General features: G+C 45.0%; 9 protein-coding genes. All 9 read left to right on the forward strand.

From position 1 onward, the window contains the following. The first annotated feature begins 10 nt into the window (after positions 1-10). The 9 genes from HDC92_RS07495 (at position 11) to HDC92_RS07535 (ending at position 19,484) form a co-directional block, all read left to right on the forward strand. Positions 11-2,347 carry a family 20 glycosylhydrolase gene (locus HDC92_RS07495; RefSeq protein WP_183873453.1) on the forward strand — a complete coding sequence of 779 codons (2,337 nt, stop codon included), beginning with the start codon at positions 11-13 and terminating at the stop codon, positions 2,345-2,347. Positions 2,348-2,371: 24 nt separating this feature from the next. Continuing rightward, the gene (locus HDC92_RS07500) at positions 2,372-5,509 is read left to right on the forward strand and encodes a glycoside hydrolase family 2 TIM barrel-domain containing protein (protein ID WP_183873455.1); all 3,138 of its coding nucleotides are present in this window, start codon (positions 2,372-2,374) and stop codon (positions 5,507-5,509) included. 154 nt (positions 5,510-5,663) lie between these two features. Beyond that, positions 5,664-7,853, forward strand: coding sequence for a phosphocholine-specific phospholipase C (locus HDC92_RS07505; RefSeq protein ID WP_183873457.1), 2,190 nt, complete (start codon positions 5,664-5,666; stop codon positions 7,851-7,853). 119 nt (positions 7,854-7,972) lie between these two features. Next, positions 7,973-10,708, forward strand: coding sequence for a DUF1553 domain-containing protein (locus HDC92_RS07510; RefSeq protein WP_183873458.1), 2,736 nt, complete (start codon positions 7,973-7,975; stop codon positions 10,706-10,708). 4 nt (positions 10,709-10,712) lie between these two features. Further along, positions 10,713-12,224 carry a DUF1501 domain-containing protein gene (locus tag HDC92_RS07515; RefSeq protein ID WP_183873460.1) on the forward strand — a complete coding sequence of 504 codons (1,512 nt, stop codon included), beginning with the start codon at positions 10,713-10,715 and terminating at the stop codon, positions 12,222-12,224. An 11-nt stretch (positions 12,225-12,235) separates the two neighbouring features. Continuing rightward, on the forward strand, positions 12,236-13,177 hold the full coding sequence (locus HDC92_RS07520) for a sugar phosphate isomerase/epimerase family protein (protein ID WP_183873462.1): 942 nt from the start codon (positions 12,236-12,238) through the stop codon (positions 13,175-13,177). 13 nt (positions 13,178-13,190) lie between these two features. Next, complete coding sequence (locus HDC92_RS07525) at positions 13,191-14,597, forward strand: c-type cytochrome domain-containing protein (protein WP_183873464.1); 1,407 nt, start codon at positions 13,191-13,193, stop codon at positions 14,595-14,597. 88 nt (positions 14,598-14,685) lie between these two features. Next, positions 14,686-15,837 carry a FecR family protein gene (locus tag HDC92_RS07530; RefSeq protein ID WP_183873466.1) on the forward strand — a complete coding sequence of 384 codons (1,152 nt, stop codon included), beginning with the start codon at positions 14,686-14,688 and terminating at the stop codon, positions 15,835-15,837. A 260-nt stretch (positions 15,838-16,097) separates the two neighbouring features. After that, positions 16,098-19,484, forward strand: coding sequence for a TonB-dependent receptor (locus tag HDC92_RS07535; RefSeq protein ID WP_183873469.1), 3,387 nt, complete (start codon positions 16,098-16,100; stop codon positions 19,482-19,484). Positions 19,485-19,493: the final 9 nt, after the last annotated feature.

The following is a 19,493-nucleotide window of genomic DNA, read 5'->3' on the forward strand; positions in this document are numbered from 1 at the left end:
ACAATTAAAGATGTATTTTACTACCAAAGCCTGTACCCTTTTATTTCTTGTTCTGACAGGAATTGCACATTGTGTGTATTCCCAGTCTTCAGTTGCCATTGTACCAACACCTTTAAACATGCTGCCTGGGAAAGGAAACTTTACTTTCAGCGCTTTAACGGTGATCCGGACAGCACATTCTGAAGACCCTGCTGTGCGATTTCTGCAGAATTACTTGTTGGAACAATGGAGCTACCGTAACCCCGTGCAAAGCAGTGGCAGAGCTGTAGGTTCTTCACTGCTCGAGATTACAGGGGAAGGAACTGAGGAATTTGAAGCAGAGGAATACGAGTTGATGGTTTCGCCCGCAAAGATCACGCTGAAAGGGAAAGGGGCAGGATTGTTTTACGGTATCCAAAGCCTGATCCAGCTGTTCCCGAATCAACGTTCGGGAACAGCTTTATTACCCTGTATAAAAATTAAAGACCGGCCACGTTTTGGTTACCGGGGCCTGATGTTGGATGTGTCCCGCCATTTTTTTACAGTGCGGCAGGTAAAAGACCTGCTCGATCTGATGGCGCAATATAAATTAAACCGGTTTCACTGGCACCTCACAGATGATCAGGGTTGGCGGATTGAGATCAGGAGCTATCCCAAACTTACCGAAGTAGGGGCCTGGCGGGTACCCCGTCTGGGCGATTTCAATCAAATGATCGACCCGCCAAAACCTGGCGAAAAAGCTACTGATGGGGGTTATTACACCCAGGAGGAAATTAAAGAGGTCGTACGCTACGCTTCTGAACGGCAAATAGAAGTGATACCTGAAATCGATGTTCCTGGGCATTGTATGGCTGCTATTGCGGCTTATCCGGAATTGTCGGTCACCAAAAATCCAGAAACAAAAGTAAACCCGGGCAGCAGTTTTGCCAGATGGTTTCCTGGTGGTGGATTTGAAATGTATGTAGACAATGCACTAAACCCTACAGACGAGAAGGTATACCAGTTTCTGGACCAGGTAATTGGCGAAGTGGCGCAGCTGTTTCCCTATAAATATCTCCATATCGGAGGAGACGAATGTTACAAGGGTTTCTGGGAGAAAGATGCCGGGGTACAGGCATTTATGAAAAGAATGAACATCAAAGATATGCATGCCCTGCAAAGCTATTTCATTGGCAGGGTGAACGATATTGTACGTGCCAAAAATAAACAGCTGATTGGCTGGGATGAAATCCTGGAAGGGGGGGCTACCAAAGGGGTGGCTGTGATGAACAGGTTTGGGGCAAAAAGTGCAGGGGAGCAGGCCAGGCAGCAGATCCCACTGGTAATGGCCCCGGGCAATCAGGGTTTGTATTTCGATTATGCCCAGAGTGCTTCTGATATGGAGCCCATCAACCATGGGGGCTACTCACCGTTGTGGAAGTCGTACAATTACGATCCGGTACCCCCTGGTCTAAGCAAAACAGAAGCGCAGTATATCCTCGGCGTGGAAGGCTGCATCTGGACAGAACACATCGGCACAGTATCAAAGCTTCAATATATGATATTGCCCAGAATGCTTGGGCTGGCCGAAACCGGCTGGTCTGAAGTTCAGCGCAAAAACTATGAGCATTTTTCTAAAAACGTTTTGCCGGTACATTTGGAGCGTTTTGAGCAATCAGGGGCAAATTACCGGGTGCCCAATGCCTTCAGCTATACGGATACGGTGCTTGTCGGTACCTCATTTAATTTTAACCTTATTCCGCCTGTTCCGGGAAGCAAGATCTATTATACATTGAACAATAAGGTGCCGGGTGATTTTGACCATGAGTATAAACAGCCCATGGATTTTGTAATGCCAGAAAGTGCAAGCAGGGTATTAAAAACAATCGTAATTACCCCTTCGGGCAGGAGAAGTGTAGTTACCCGGACAGTGATGTACAATCCGAAACTATTACCGTCATTGTCGTCTGCAAACTTAAGGAAAGGTTTGAAATACAAAGTTTATAAAGACAGCCTTACCTCTTTAACACAGCCCCTTGTGGTAAAGGATGTTGATGCTGGTATAACTAAAACAATAACGTTGCCCGAGAAATATGCCGGTAAATCCAAAGGCCTGATTGCTTTTGAAGGTTTCATATCAATGCCTAAGGATGATGTGTATCATTTTTCTTCGGCAAATAAGTCCGTTCAGATCTATATAGGCGGAAAACTTGCCTTTGATTCAGAAAATCCTAAATCCGACAAGCCTTTACCTCTGTTTCTTCAGAAAGGCCAACATCAAATACAAGTTAATTACCTGTTTAGGGCTGAAAACCCCAAATTAGCCTTGTTTTTTAGGAGTCATTCTGCCGGCGAGATAGCCATTTCTGAAAGTATATTAGCCCATTAAAAATTCACTTAACATTATTTTAGAATGAAGAACCTCAAAACCTTTGTTGCATTTTTATTCTTGTGGCTATTTAGCTTTGTCCAGCTTGCTGTTGCCCAGAAAGCACCCTGGCTTGATGAAAAAAACAGTGAAGAAAACAGGCTGCCTATGCATGCCGCTTACTTTGTTTATGAAAACGAAGCAGTGGCCAAATTGGGTGACTGGAAAAAATCAAAAAATTACATTAATTTAAATGGCGCCTGGAAATTTAAGTTTGTTGATTGTCCTGCCGCCTTACCGGAAAATTATTATGCCCTTAATTTTAAAGACCAGGATTGGGATGTGTTTAAAATTCCGGCCACCTGGGAAGTAAATGGCTATGGATATCCAATTTTTGTAAACTATCCGAATGAATTTCGGGACCGGATGAAACCGAATCCTCCACTGGTACCAATGGATTTTAATCCCACGGGCGTTTACCGCAGGCAAATTGAAATCGGTAAAGACTTTGCCGGAAAGCAAGTTATCTTGCACATTGGCGCAGCAAAATCGAACATCCAGATTTGGGTAAACGGAAAATATTCCGGCTATGGCGAAGATGGAAAACTACCTTCAGAATTTGACATCACCAAATTGGTAAAACAGGGCCAAAATTTGATTGTGCTAAAAGTAATGCGCTGGAGCGACGGTACTTACTTAGAAGATCAGGACATGTGGCGGGTAAGTGGTATTGTTCGCGATTGTTACCTGCTGGCCAGGAACACCATCCATTTAGCAGACATTGAAATTATGCCGGATTTAGATGCAGCCTATCAGAACGGATTGCTGCATGTTAAAGTTTTACTCAGTACACCTGCAAAGGTTACTGCACTTTTCGAATTGCGTGATGGCGAAAAAATAGTGGCCAAAAAAAATATTGCCTTTGATGGTAGGCGCAACAGCACAATTGATGTGAGCGTAAATCATCCCATATTATGGAATGCAGAAAATCCATATCTATACCAGGCAACCTTCAAATTATTGGACCGGTCAGGCAAAATTACCGAAGTTATTTCACAGAAGGTAGGCTTTAGAAAGGTGGAAATGAAGAATGGGCTGTTACTGGTAAATGGAAAGCCAATTCTGATCAAAGGGGTAAACCGGCACGAAATAGACCCGGTTTCCGGGCAAACGATCTCGAAAGAAATTATGTTGCAGGACATCAGGCTGATGAAAAAATTTAATATCAATGCAGTAAGAACAAGCCATTACCCGAATGACCCGTATTGGTACGAACTCTGTGATGAATATGGCATTTACATGGTGGCAGAAGCCAATATAGAATCACATGGCGTGGGCCCGCTGGTATACCATGAATTCAACCTTACAAAAGGGCTGGGTAATGTTCCATCCTGGCGGGATGCCCATATGCTTCGCTTAAAAAGAGCAGTTGAGCGTGATAAGAACCATCCTTCAATTGTCATATGGAGCCTGGGCAATGAAGCAGGGGCAGGCTATAATTTTTATGAAACCAGACAGTGGCTGAAACAACGGGATACCACCCGGCTGGTGCAATACGAAGGCGCCATTATAGATTATACCAGGTACATTACCGATTGGAATACCGACATCATTAACCCCATGTACCCAGAGCCAAACAACATGCTGGCCTATGCAAAAAGTACACCTCATCCTGCAAAACCTTTCATTATGTGCGAATATGCCCATTCTATGGGAAATTCGTTGGGTAATTTTAAAGATTATTGGGATCTGATCAGAGGCAACCCTCATGCTTTTCAGGGTGGTTTCATTTGGGATTTTGTAGACCAGGGCCTGCTTAAAATCACGGCACAAGGTGATACGATTTATACCTATGGAGGAGATTACGGGCCGCCAACAGCACCAAGCGATAACAATTCAATGAGCGATGGCGTGTTCCAATCCAACAGAAAACCCGATCCTGAGGCCTGGGAAATGAAAAAAGTTTATCAGGACATTCACAGTATCTGGATGGGGAACAACAAAGTTGAAATTTATAACGAACGCTTTTTTACTGATTTAGCTGATGTAACCTTAAAATGGGAATTAATGGCAGATGGGAAAATCGTCCAAAACGGCGAAGTAGCATCACTTCATGTGCTACCGCAAAAAAAAGAGACCATTGCCCTGCCACTGCAGATGCAAACAGGGGAAGTTTTTTTAAACCTGACTTATCTAACAAAGCGGGCTAAAAACCTTGTTCCGGCTGCCCATATCCTGGCCTGGGAACAATTGCCGGTTTCCGGCGGCCAGCTGCAGGCAGTGCAGGTACGTGGAACCGAAAAGCTAAACTACACAAAAGAAGCAGACGCCCTATCAGTTTCTTCTGCGAATGCCGCACTCAGGTTTAATAAAAAAACAGGCCTGCTGAGCCAGTATACCGTAAATGGAGTAAATTACCTGGCAACAGCAACAGCCCTCGAACCTGATTTCTGGCGTGCACCAACCGATAACGACATGGGCGCCAACTTGCAGAAAACGCTTAAAGATTGGAAAATTGCCATGAAAAATATGCAGTTAACAGCTTTTGATGTCAACCAAAACAACAACATAGTTACCGTAAAAGCCAGCTACAACCTGGCCGAGGTTATGGCTAAACTGAACATCAGCTATCAAATTAATGCCACCGGAGAAATACTGGTAAAGCAGGACTTAACAGCCGATACCACACAAAAAACAGGCCCGATGCTGTTTAAATTTGGTATGAAAATGATTCTTCCCCCTGGTTTTGAAAATTTAAATTATTATGGAAGAGGACCGTTTGAAAACTATCAGGATCGTTATACGGCTGCATTGATTGGTATTTATCACCAAACCGTAAAGGCACAATTTAATGCCTACACCAGGCCTCAGGAAACCGGAACAAAAACCGATGTCAGGTGGTTTGAACTTAAAAATGAACAAGGAAAAGGGATCAGGGTTGAGGCAGCAGTGCCCTTAACTACAAGCGCTTTACATTTTTATACTGAAGATCTTGATGATGGTGAGGAAAAGCACCAGCGCCATTCAGGAGAACTTAAACCAAGAAAAGAGACACAACTGAACATCGATTTTAAACAAATGGGTGTTGGAAGTGTAAACAGCTGGGGCGAATTGCCGCTAAAACAATATTTGTTGCCTTACCAGAACTATAGCTACCAGTATAAGATAATTCCTTTAAATTAGTATAGATATATTCTGTTTTCCACTAAGCATAATATGAACTTTTTAGAAAACAAACGTTTTTTTTTGATAGCATATGTTTTAATTGGATTATTGCTATTGGTCCTCGTTTGGCAATTGATAAGTTTTTAATAAATAATTAAAAGATATTACAGCAATGTCCAAGATCAACAGAAGAAAATTTATAAAACTCTCCGCAGGGGCTGGATTGGCCAGTGCCATTTGGGCCAGCTGGCTTGAAGAAGCTCTTGCCGTAAAAGCCCACAACAAAACAAGGTCAATTAAAGATGTTGAACACATTGTTATCCTGATGCAGGAAAACCGTTCATTTGATCATTATTTTGGCACCATGCGTGGAGTGAGGGGCTTTGGCGACCGGTTTCCCATTCCTCTGGAAAGCGGACAGCGCGTTTTTTTTCAATCTGATGGGAGGCAGGTCATCCCACCTTATCATGCCAGTAAAAAAACAAGTAATGCGGCGCTGATCAGTGGAACACCACACGATTTTCCCGATATGCAGGCTGCCTGGAACCAGGGTAAATATGGGTTCTGGCCTAAGTTCAAAACTCCTTTTTCCATGGCCTATTATACCAGGGAGGAAATCCCCTTTCAATATGCACTGGCCGAGGCATTTACCATTTCCGATGCACACCATTGTTCTGTGGCCACCGGTACCGATCCGAACCGCATCATGTTCTGGTCCGGATCAAACTTTAACCCTGAAAAAAGGGCTGCAGGAATCAATTGTACGGAAGAGGATTCCGAACCTTCCAACCTTCGCTGCTGGGTTAAGGGCGGTCTGCCCGATCCGGGTTATGTTTACCGGGGGAACGCATTTAAATGGCCTACAATTCCTGATGTTCTTCAGGAAGCTGGGATAAGCTGGAGGATTTATCAAGACCCCAATGATAACTGGGAGGGTGCCATGCACGGTGGTTTGGCCTTCGAGAGTTTCCGGAATGCAAAACCGGGATCACCGGTTTATGAGAATGGAATGAAACACTGGTCGCTTGACGATCTTAAAACACAGGTTAAAAACAATACACTTCCGGCAGTGAGCTGGGTGCTTCCCTCGCAGAAAAACTCTGAACATCCCGGCGCTCCATCCAGCCCTTACCGGGGCTCTGATTTTACCCATGAGGTGCTTAAAGCACTAACTGCCAATCCTGAAGTTTGGAGCAAAACTGTTTTCTTCCTGACCTTTGACGAAAATGACGGACTTTTCGACCATATCCCAGCGCCGGCAGTACCTTCCTATAACCTCGACAATACACTGGCCGGAAAATCTACCATTGATGTGGCCGGCATGTATTTTAATAACGAAGCAGGAACCGGGCGTGTTCCTATTCCGGCGTACCCGCCTAAACCCGGAGCACCGGTTCCGGAAGTTAAAACCCGCTCCTTCCAGGATAAAAGAGATACCATCAGCGGAAACCTGCGCCCATGGGGCATGGGGCCACGCGTGCCGCTGTATATCATATCGCCATGGAGCAAAGGGGGATGGGTGAACTCCGAAGTTGCAGACCATACTTCTGTAGGTCAGTTCATCGAAAAACGGTTTGGGCTAACCATTCCTGCAATAAGCCCATGGCATCGGGCCGTAAGCAGCGACCTTACTTCAGCTTTTGACTTTGATAGGCCTAATGATCCGGTTTTTCCAAAGATGCCGGAAACATCCAATTATGCAGCGCTGGATGAGGCTTCAAAAAAATTACCCCGTGCTACCCCACCTGAATCACCTTCCCGCCTGTACCAGGAAAAAGGAAGCCGGTATTCAAGAGCTTTGCCATACCGGCTGAATACGACCTTAAAGCCCTTGAAAGCCGATAAGAAAGTGCAGCTCCTGTTTAAGAACAATGGCACTGCAGGTGTGGTTTTCCATGTTTATGACCTCAAGAACCTTGCCCAGATCCCCAGAAGATATACAGTTGAGGCAGGTAAATTTTTACAGGATGAATGGAATGTCAAATCAGACATTTATGACCTTGAGGTATTTGGTCCAAACGGATACTTCCATAAATTCTCCGGAAATCTGGCTCAGGAAGAACCTTTAACAGATCTGGAGTATGACCACAGTAAAGGTAGCCTCATCCTCCATATATTCAACCCCGGAAAATCAGCTATAGAAATTGCTGTAGCTTCAAATGCCTATGGCTATCCCACACAAAACAGGGTATGCAAGGCGGGTACCAGGAAGAAGTTGAAATGGGAACTGGTAAAAAGTTCCAACTGGTACGACTTTAGCCTGAACACTTCAAACGCCTTTCATTACCGGCTGGCAGGAAGGATAGAAACCGGAAAACCGGGGATCAGCGACCCGGCAATGGCTACCGAAATAGGAACTTAAGCTTATGGAGAATTTCAATGTAGCCCATCGTAAGATAGTACATCTTTTAAGTAGTTTTATACATTGTCAGGACTGCTATTTTGCTTAGATTGTTTTAAGAAAAACACACACCACGCCATATGACGTCTCAGAAAAAAATATTTATTGCATCGGTTTTTATCATAACAGCAGCCCTTATCCTTTTTTCTTTGTTTACTGCTGAAAAACAGATAGATTTTAATGCAGATGTAAAACCAATCCTCAATAAGAAGTGTATTTCCTGTCATGGCGGGGTAAAACAGCAGGCTGGGTTCAGTGTCCTGTTCAGAGCTGAGGCTATGGGCAATACCAAAAGTGGAAAACCTGCAATTATTCCCGGCCATCCCGAACAAAGCGAGTTCATCAAACGCCTGAAGTCTGATGATCCGGAGGAAAGGATGCCTTATAAACATCCGGCACTTGATGCCTCCGAGATAGACATCTTAACTGCCTGGGTAAAGCAGGGCGCAAAATGGGGCGACCATTGGGCTTACCTGCCTGTAAAGCCTGCGGAAGTGCCGGAAGTAAACAATGAATGGCTGCGCAACGATCTGGATAAATTTATCTATGCCAAACTAGAAGAAAAACACCTTAAACCTTCCCCCCAGGCAGACCGGGCCACATTGCTCAGACGTGTAAGCCTGGACCTGATTGGGATATACCCCTCAGAAAAACTGGCACAGGATTACTTAAACAGTAAAGATGAAACCAAAGCATATGAGGTACTGGTAGATTCCTTACTGGCCTCCCCGCATTATGGCGAACGCTGGGCTTCCATGTGGCTGGATATTGCCAGATATGCAGATACCAAAGGCTATGAATCGGATCCCAACAGAAATATCTGGGCCTATCGTGATTGGGTAATCAGGGCCTTTAATAAAGATATGCCCTACAATCAATTTATCACCGAGCAGATTGCCGGCGACCTGATGCCGGACCCTACAGATGCCCAGTATATTGCCACTGCCTTTAGCCGGAACACACCAACCAATGATGAAGGCGGTACCAATAATGAAGAATTTAGAACAGCTGCCGTACTAGACCGGGTAAATGCCACCTGGGAGGGGTTGATGAGTACTACTTTTTCCTGTGTGCAATGCCATAGCCATCCTTACGATCCCTTTAAGCACGATGAATATTACAAGTTCATGTCGTATTTTAACAATACCCGTGATGAGGATGTGATTGCCGAATATCCATTGCTGAAGCAGTTTGATGATTCGCTTACCAAGGAGCTCAATAAACTGACCAGCTGGGTAAAAACGGTGTCCTCAGCGCAGGAAGCAAAAAAGATCAGGCTGTTCCTGAAAACCGGGCAGCCCGCTATCAACTCTACCACCGCCGATAACCTGCAGCATGCTGTGATCGGTAACAACAACATTGCCCTGTACTTCCGGAACAATGCCATAGCACGGCTAAAACATGTAGACCTGGACGGGGCCGCGCAGCTCATCTTCAGGTATAAATCTCCTGAGCCCGGTGGCAGGATAAGCCTGCACATTGATGCACCTGATGGTCCGCTCCTCACTTCATTGTCATTAGACACAACTGCTGCATACCGAAATGCCTATGCAGGCTTTAAAAAGCAGAAGGGGATACACGACGTGTATATCAGGTATGCCAACCCAACACTGGGCAATCCCGAAGAACTGGTCGTCTTTTTTGACTGGTTCCATTTCTCCGCCCCATTTCCAGGGAAAGGGAAACCTGGGTATGCAGCTTATAAAAAGACTTTTGACGACCTGTTAAATGCCCGTGTCCCTACCACTCCTGTAATGATCGAAAATCCTGCGGCCATGCAAAGGCAAAACTATGTATTTGAACGTGGGGCCTGGACTGCAAAAGGAAAAACCGTGCAGGTGGGTGTACCTGCTGCTCTGGCTTACGCCATGCCAGAAAATGCCCCTGCAAACCGTACCGGACTGGCCATGTGGCTAACAGACAAGCGCAATCCTCTGGTGTCAAGAACAATGGTAAACCGACTTTGGGAACAATTGTATAGTACCGGCCTGGTCGAAACCTTAGAAGATATGGGCACCCAGGGCATGGCGCCCACCCACCAGGAACTGCTGGATTATATGGCCTGGCAACTGATGTACAAGTACAACTGGAGCATAAAAAAGATGTTAAAACAACTGGTGATGGCCGCCACCTACCGCCAGGATTCTAAAGTATCAGACGAATTAAAAGAAAAAGACCTGTTTAACAAGTATTATGCAAGGGCCCCAAGGGTAAGGTTGAGTGCCGAGCAGATCAGGGACCAGTATTTAACGATCAGCGGGGTATTGAGCCCAAAAATGTATGGCCCCCCGGTGATGCCATGGCAGCCGGAAGGAATCTGGTTTTCGCCGTATAACCGTGCTAAATGGAAAAAAAGTGAGGGCAGCGACCAATACCGCCGGGGCATTTATACCTACTGGAAAAGAACGGCCCCATATCCATCAGCCATCGCCTTTGATGCGGCATCCCGTGTGGCCTGCAGTCCGCGGCGGATAAGGACCAACACACCTTTACAGGCATTGGTAACCTTAAACGATTCTGCATATGTAGATATGGCCAGGCATTTTGTTGTCCGGATGCAGCACACAGGCGAAAAAAATGCATCCCTTAAAATCGCAAAAGGCTATTCTATGATGCTTTACAAGCCCATTCCGCAAAACAGATTAAAGATTTTTGAAGCATTGTATGACAAGGCCTTGCTGGCCTTTAAAAAAGATGCTGCCAGTGCATCCGCATTTATGGGAGATAAACAGAAACCGGTAAGGCCCGAAGATGCGGCCCTGGTACTGGTGGCCAATGCAATGTTAAATTTAGACGAGGTAGTAACCAAAAATTAAAGACATGACCAGAGATGAATTAAATGCATATCGCTTGGTTAAGGAGGCTCAGGAAGCACAGCTGAGTGGTTTAACCAGAAGGCATTTTTTAAAAGAAAGTGCCATGGGCCTCGGGGCGCTGGCCATGGGTTCCTTACTGGGCAGCTGTGGCAATTTATTTTCTGGCAACCCGGCAAAGATTGCCTATGACCCTGCCCATCCCTTACTGCCCAAATCGCCACCTTTTCCAGGAAAGGCCAAAAGTGTAATTTACCTCCATATGGCAGGAGCCCCTTCGCAACTTGAACTTTTCGATTATAAGCCAGAGCTGATGAAAATGGACGGGCAGGATTGTCCGCCTTCTTTACTGGCCGGAAAAAAGTTTGCCTTTATTACCGGGGTACCTAAAATGCTGGGCCCACAGGCCAGTTTTGCAAAGTACGGGCAAAGTGCTGCATTGGTCAGTGAAAACCTGCCGCATTTTTCTACCCTGGTAGACGAAGTGAGCTTTCTTAAAGCAGTGAAAACAGATCAGTTTAACCATGCGCCGGCACAATTACTGGTACATACCGGAAGCCCCCGCCTGGGAAGGCCCAGTATGGGCAGCTGGGTAACTTATGGATTGGGTACCGAGAATCAGAATTTGCCAGGCTATGTGGTATTGACCAGCGGAGGCAGTTTCCCGGATGCCGGCAAAAGTGTTTGGGGCAGCGGTTTTCTGCCCTCAGTATACCAGGGGGTGCAGTGCCGCAGTGAGGGCGATCCCGTATTGTTTATCAAAGACCCCGACGGAATGAGCAGGGATTTGCGCAAAGCCTCTATCCAGGCTATAAATGAAGCAAACGAACAACAATATCAGGAATATAACGACCCGGAGATTTTGTCACGTATAGCACAGTATGAAATGGCTTACCGGATGCAGATCTCTGCACCGGAAGTGATGAACATCAATGAGGAACCGGCCTATATCCATGAAATGTATGGTACCCGCCCAGGTGAAGCCTGTTTTGCCAACAATGTGTTGCTGGCAAGGAAACTGGTGGAAAAGGGTGTCCGGTATGTACAGCTTTTTGACTGGGGATGGGATGCCCATGGTGACAGCCCCAAAAATTCCTTAAATATCGGGTTAAAGAACAAATGCAGGAGCATTGATAAGCCCATTACAGCGCTGTTGTTAGACCTGAAACAAAGGGGGCTGCTGGAAGAAACACTGGTGGTTTGGGGTGGAGAGTTCGGGCGTACCCCAATGATGGAAAACAGAAATGGTGCGCAAAATCCTTTTAAAGGCAGGGACCACCACACCGAGGCATTTACCATATGGATGGCTGGCGGGGGTATCAAAAAAGGTTTTACCCATGGAGAAACAGATGAAATTGGCTATAGTGCCATAAGCGGTAAAGTGGATGCCTTTGACATTCAGGCCACCATCCTGAACCAGCTGGGCTTTAACCACGAACAATTTACCTATCCTTTTCAGGGGCGACCCTTCCGGCTAACCGATGTAGGCGGAAAAGTTATCCAGGAAATCATTGCATAAAAATCTGATTTATGTCTCCAACAAGAAGAAATTTTATAAAAAAAACTGCGGGCCTTACTACTGCAGCACTGTTAAGGCCATTGGAAGAATTTGCAAAGGGCACCACACCAAAAGTCACGGCCAGGAAAGGATTTGAGCTTTTATTTATGCAAACAGACTGGGGCTTTGCAGGGAACCGCGAAGCATTTTGTGCTGCGGCAAAAAAAGAAGGCTATGATGGCATTGAAGTCTGGTGGCCCGGCGATCAGCCGGAAAGTCAGAAAGAACTATTTGAGGCAGTAAAAAAACATGGCCTGCAGATCGGCTTTTTATGCGCAGGAGGAAACCATCCCCTTGCAGCCGAGCATTTGGAACGCTTTAAGAAAAACCTGGATGCCATTTGCGCAAATCCCTATCAAAAACCGCTGTATGTAAACTGCCATTCCGGAAAAGATTATTTTACATACGAACAAAACAAACCTTTCATAGATTACACCACCGCAAAAACAAAAGCAACCGGCATCCCTGTTTACCATGAAACCCATCGTGGCAGGATGTTGTTTGCCACCACTGTTGCCAGAAATTTTGCAGAGAAAAGCCCTGAACTCCGTCTTACGCTCGACATCTCCCATTGGTGCAATGTACATGAAAGCCTGTTGGCCGACCAGCAGGAAACCATAGATTTTTTACTGGGCAGGGTAGCGCACATCCACTCCAGGATCGGACACCCCGAAGGGCCGCAGGTAAATGATCCGCGGGCACCTGAATGGGAAAATGCAGTCAAAGCACATCTGGCCTGGTGGGATAAAGTTGTGGAACGGAAAAAACAAAACGGGGAGCGTATGACAATCTTAACTGAGTTTGGCCCGGCAGATTACATGCCCACCTTGCCCTATACACGCCGGCCTGTGGCAGACCAGTGGGCCATTAATGTTTACATGATGAATTTACTGAAAAAACGGTACCAATCTTAATCCTGAAGCTATCATGTTAGAATTTTTTGGCCGTTTTCATCCTGTACTGGTCCATTTACCCATCGGTATCCTGTTGGTTGCCTGTCTTTTTCTGGTCATTATCCGCATTCCAAAGTTTGCTGAGCTGCGGCCTGCGGTAACTGTCTTGTTATTTCTGGGAATGATCAGCGCTGTGTTTGCCTGTATCACAGGTTATTTTCTGGCAGGTAGCGGCGATTACGAAGCCGGGCTGGTCAGTAACCACCAATGGATGGGCATAGGGGTTGCAGCCCTCTCTGTTTTACTGCTGATCATCCATAAATACGTGAATGCTGATGGCAGCATCCCGGTTGTTATGGCCCTGATACTTCTTGTTCTGGTCTCAGTTACCGGCCATTTGGGTGGCTCATTAACACATGGCTCAGATTATTTAACTGCCCCCTTAAAGGGGGGCACTGGTGCCGGGGCAGCCATCCCACCGATTCCTGATATCCAGGAAGCACTTGTTTACCAGAATGCCATCCAGCCATTGCTAAAAAACAGGTGTTACAGCTGCCATGGCAGCGAAAAGCAAAAAGGCAAACTCCGATTAGACCTGGAGGCCTATATTTTAAAAGGGGGCGAAGAAGGCAATACCATTGTTAAAGGAAAGGCCGATGAAAGCGAACTGATCAGGCGCCTGCTATTGCCTGGCAGTAACGATAAGCATATGCCCCCAAAAGAAAAACCACAGCTTAGTCAGCATGAAATTGCCTTACTGCACTGGTGGATAAATAATGGCGCGCAGTTTAATAAGAAAGTAAAGGAGCTTAAACAGCCAGACGACATCAAGATCGTTTTAACGGCACTGGAAAAAGGTTCGGCAGGTGCTGTTTCCGGCAAGTTGACAGATGTTCCTGAAAAAGAAGTTGATGCCGCCAAAGAAAAAGACATTACAGGCTTAAGCAATGCAGGTGTGATGATCGTTCCTGTGGCACAGAACAGCAATTACCTGATGGCAAACTTTATCAATGCCCATTCAACAGCTGATAGTGTTATGGATGCTTTAAAGTCTGTAAAAGCGCAGTTGATCTGGTTAAAATTTGAGCACAGATCAGTAACCGATGAAAGCCTGAAAAATATAAAAGACTGCAAAAATTTAATGCGTTTAAGTTTGAACCACACCCAGATAACCGACAAGGGACTCGAAAATCTGATACATATGGACCAGCTCCGGTCTTTAAGTCTGGTTGGCACAAAAGTAAGTGTAAAGGGCATAGCCAGGCTCAGTAAGCTCAAAAACCTCAAGTCCATATATCTTTATAAAACAGGGCTTCAAAGAACGGATTGGAATACCCTGAAAAAACTTTTTCCAAAAACAATTATTGATTCTGGGAATTATCAGGTGCCAACTTTACCAATGGACACAATAGAGGTGAAGGCCCCAACAGGCAAATCATAAACTGTAAATAATTTTTTTTAAAAAATAAGTACCCTATCCGCCCGGCTTTCCTGTCTTAAAGATATAAAGGAAAAATACAGCATAAGGTATGCAGAAAGACCCGGGTAAATTATTGGAAAAATACAAAGCAGGCAATTGTACTGAAAAAGAAAAAGCAATTGTAGAAAGCTGGTATCTGGAACTGGTATCCAAAGGGAATGCCCCGGCCGCTGCGGACATCGAAATTTCTAAAAAAGAAGTTTGGGCATCCTTAGCTGAAGGTAAAACGGATCCAAAGAAAAATACAGTATGGCGCTGGGCCATTGCAGCAGCAATCCTCTTTCTCATCGGTGCGGCCGGGTTATTTAGCTTAAAAGAGGAGGGCACAACCACCCTTACAAAACATACGCTAAAAAACAACGATGTGGCCCCTGGTAGCAATAAGGCCTTTCTGACCCTGGCAGATGGAACTAAAATATCTTTAACAGATGCTGAAAATGGAGAGATTGCCAGACAGCAGGGACTTAGCATTCAAAAAACAGCCAATGGGCAACTGGTATATACGGTAGATGACAAAGCTGCCGGAAAAAACAGTAGGGTCGCATTCAATACCATCGAGACCCCAAAGGGGGGACAGTACCAGATCAATTTGCCTGATGGTACCAGGGTATGGCTAAACGCCGCTTCATCCCTGCGCTATCCTACAAAATTCAGCAGCAATACCCGCAGTGTTACACTCCAGGGTGAAGGATATTTTGAAGTTGCCAAAATAAGCGACAGTAAGGCCAGGCGTATTCCCTTTATTGTTAAAACTGCAAACCAGGAAGTAGAAGTATTGGGCACGCATTTTAACATCAATAGTTATGACGATGAAAATGAGGTCAAAACCACCCTTTTGGAAGGTTCCGTGCGGGTGTCTCTGGTAGGAAATATTAAAAACGGCCCTTCAAAACTGCTGAAACCGGGCGAACAAAGTCAGCTGGGCAACCAGGCTATCCAGGTAAAAACTGTGGATACCGAAACTGTTATGGCCTGGAAAAACGGCGATTTTGTATTTAAAGGAGAAGACCTGAAAAGTATTATGAAAAAGGTGGCCAGGTGGTACGACGTAGAGGTCGTTTATCAGGGAGATTTCGATCACCTGAAATTTGCAGGCTACCTTTCCCGCTCAAAAAATATCTCATCGGTACTGGGAATTATGGAATCAACCGGAAAGGTTCATTTTTCCGTTGAAGGAAGAAAGGTAACTGTATTAAAATAGCAATATCATTAAACAAGCAATCATATTATCTAACCAAATTTAAACAGCATGAAGAAAAAAACTACACACTCACCTTAAACAGCTTTAATTTTTAATGGCTTAATAAAAACCGGAAGTGCTGCGAACACTCCCGGTAAAAAAATGGCTGGGATTACCCGCAAACTTTAATTTTTAGTTTAACCCAACTTACCAAATGTATGAACTTTTACACACAATTAGTATGTAAGCCACCAGGCTTTGTACACAAATTTCTGTTGATAATGAAATTTACAATAATTTTATTGGTCACGGTCTTTTTGCAGCTCGCACAGGCTACTAAAGCCCAGCGCATCACTTTTTCACAAAAAAATGCCAGTCTGGAACAGGTGTTTAAAGAGATCCGGAAACAAAGCGGTTACGATTTCTTCTACGATCTGGAAGATATCAAGAAAGCAAAAAGAGTAGATCTTTCGGTAAACAACGAGACCCTCGAAGAAGTCCTGAACCGCTGTTTTGAAGATCAGCCCTTCACGTTTATGGTTAAGGACAGAACAGTGATCATTAAAGAAAAGCGACAGCCCAAAACTACCGGTATTGCAGCTGTTGTTCAAAAGGTAGACATCAAAGGAAAAGTTACCGATCAGAACGGTGGCCCGCTGCCAGGTGTAAGCATTAAGCTGAAAGGGTCAAACCTGGGCACCATGAGCGATAGCAATGGTAACTATGCCTTGTCCTTACCCGAGGGAACGGGTACCCTGGTATTCAGCTTCATTGGTTTTGCACAACAGGAAATCGCTGTTAATGGCCAAAGTACCATTAATGTAGTGTTAAAGGAAGAAGACAAAGCGCTTACAGAAGTGGTAGTGGTTGGTTATGGTACACAAAAGAAAGTGAACCTTACCGGCGCGGTAAGCAATGTTTCTGGTACCGAGCTTACCACCAGGCAGGCACCCAATACCACTTCATTGCTGCAGGGCAGGATGCCGGGCGTGCAGGTAACCCAAAACTCCGGACAGCCGGGGGCCGAGGCAGCCAGTATACAAATTCGTGGTATGGGTACCTTTAGTAAAGCTTCTAACGATCCGCTAATTTTAATCGACGGAATTGAGGGTAATTTAAATAACGTAAACCCAAATCAGATAGAAAGTGTTTCGGTACTAAAAGATGCCGCATCTGCTGCAATTTATGGTTCAAGGGCAGCAAATGGAGTTATCCTGGTTACCACTAAATCTGGTAAGGCTGGCCGTTTAAATATCGATTACAGTTATAACTTTGGCAGCCAGCGTGCCACTTCTATATACGATCGGATTACCAATTCGGTAGAATTTATGGAACTGTTAAACAAGGCCATTCTTCATACGGGAACCAGCGCGAACCAGGCTTATTCTCAGGCACAAATAGAAGAATACCGTCAGGGGGCATTAACGAATCCTGCACAGTACCCTAGCTACGACTGGATGGATGCAATTTTTCGCACCGCACCCATGCAGCAGCATTACCTGAGTGTTAACGGAGGTAAAGAAGGTACTACCTATAACTTTGGCGCCGGCTATCTGGACCAGGATGGTATCCTGATTGCCACGGGCTATAAACGTTATGATGCCCAGTTCAACTTTAAAACAGATCTGAACAAAAGGGTTACTTTTGGCACCAATATTTCCTTCTCCAAAGGTAAACGCAATGAAACAGCCTTAAACAATAATTTTGACGGTAATTCAACTGAAGACCAGATTCTGAGTGCATTGGCAGCCCATCCAACGTTTACACCCAAATTGCCTGATGGCAGTGGCAGGTATGCTGCTAAAGCCTATATTTTTGAAGGTGGAAATAAAAACCCGGTAGCGACAGCCGAAAACGGAGGCAGGTACCTCAATAACCACTACGCACTTGCTTCCGCTTATTTAAATGTGGATATTCTTCCGGGATTAAAAGGCGAAATTAAAGGCGCTGTTAAATACAACGAAAGGGAAACCAAAGTGCATGTAGTGGGTATTCCAGGTTATATGTTCCTTCCAGATCCTATTACCGGGCTCTACAATTACAATACGCAGTGGAATGGTACCGTTGGTGAGAACAATTTAACCGTACGCAATGATAAAGATGTACAGTATACTGTTTTTGGTACCTTAAATTATACCAAAAAAATCGCTGAAAACCATAATTTTGGCGCATTGCTTGGCGTTAGCCAGGAAACTTTTCGTTACGACCGTTTACAGGGTTTTAAAAGAAATGCGCCATCAGACGACTTGCTGGACCTAAGTATTTTTGAACCAGGCGGACAAACCGCAGATGGTTTTAGCTATGAGTGGGCATTGCAATCCCTGTTTGGACGCGTAAACTACGATTATAAAGAGAAATATCTGCTGGAGCTGAACTTCCGTTACGATGGTTCGTCACGTTTCCCTACAGGCAACAAATGGGGCTTTTTCCCATCCGCGTCGGCAGGATGGAGAATTAACCAGGAAGAATTCCTGAAAGATGTAAGCTGGCTAAACAGTCTGAAAGCCCGTGTGTCGTGGGGCCAGGTAGGTAATCAGAACGTCAACAGAACGCTTTTAGGCGAGTCTATGCCGTATCCTTACCAATCGGTTTTAAACCCCTACCTGTATTTTATTGGTGGCAGTTTGCAGCAGGGCGTAACTCAAACCGACCTGATTAACCGCAATGTGAAATGGGAAACAACAAGCGTTACCAACTTAGGTGTTGATTTCAGTTTGTTTAAATCAAGCCTGTTTGGTTCGGTAGACTGGTATACAAAACGGACAACGGATATTTTAAGGGAGCTTCAGGTACCTGATTTTATTGGACTTACCGGTCCAACCGTAAACAGTGGTGAAATGAAAAATACCGGCGTTGAGTTCTTGCTGGGCTATGAGGGTAAAGTAAACGATTTCCGTTATAAGGTGCAGGGAAATTTTGAGACCTACAAAAATGAGGTGGTAAAATTTGGTGCACGCGAGATCAATAGTGGTAACGGTACAATAACCCAGGAAGGTTTACCTTACAATTCGTACTACATGTATGTATTTGATGGCATTTACCAGAACCAGGCAGAAATTGACAATGGGCCAACTCCAATAGTGAAGCCGAAACCAGGTGACATGAAATACAGGGACGTAAGCGGGCCAAACGGTGTGCCCGATGGTAAAATAACTACAGACGACCGTGTTGTTGTAGGTGGTGCCTTCCCTAAATTTAATTACGGGTTAACTGTAAACGCAGATTATAAGAATTTTGATTTAAGCTTCTTTTTACAGGGAGTTCAGGGACGCAAAATTTACGTAAAAGAATGGGGTATTGCACCTTTCAGGCAGGCAGGTCCACCACCTACATTCTGGAAAGATGCCTGGGATGGTGAGGGAACGTCCAACACTATACCACATATTTTTAATGAAAATTATGCACCCAATACCCAGGTTTCCGACTGGTGGTTACAGGACGCTTCTTACCTCAGGTTAAAAAACCTGCAATTGGGCTATAATTTCCCAAGCAAACTGATTAATAAAGCCAAAATACAAGGGTTAAGACTGTATGTTTCTGGTGATAACCTGCTTACATTCACCAATTTCTTTGATGGAAGTGACCCTGAGCGGGCAGCAGCAAGCGGTAGGGCAGCAATCTATCCACAAGCTAAAATTTATTCATTCGGACTTAAGGTTACCCTTTAATCATGTATA

It is taken from the genome of Pedobacter sp. AK017, assembly GCF_014200825.1.
GTDB lineage: Bacteria > Bacteroidota > Bacteroidia > Sphingobacteriales > Sphingobacteriaceae > Pedobacter > Pedobacter heparinus.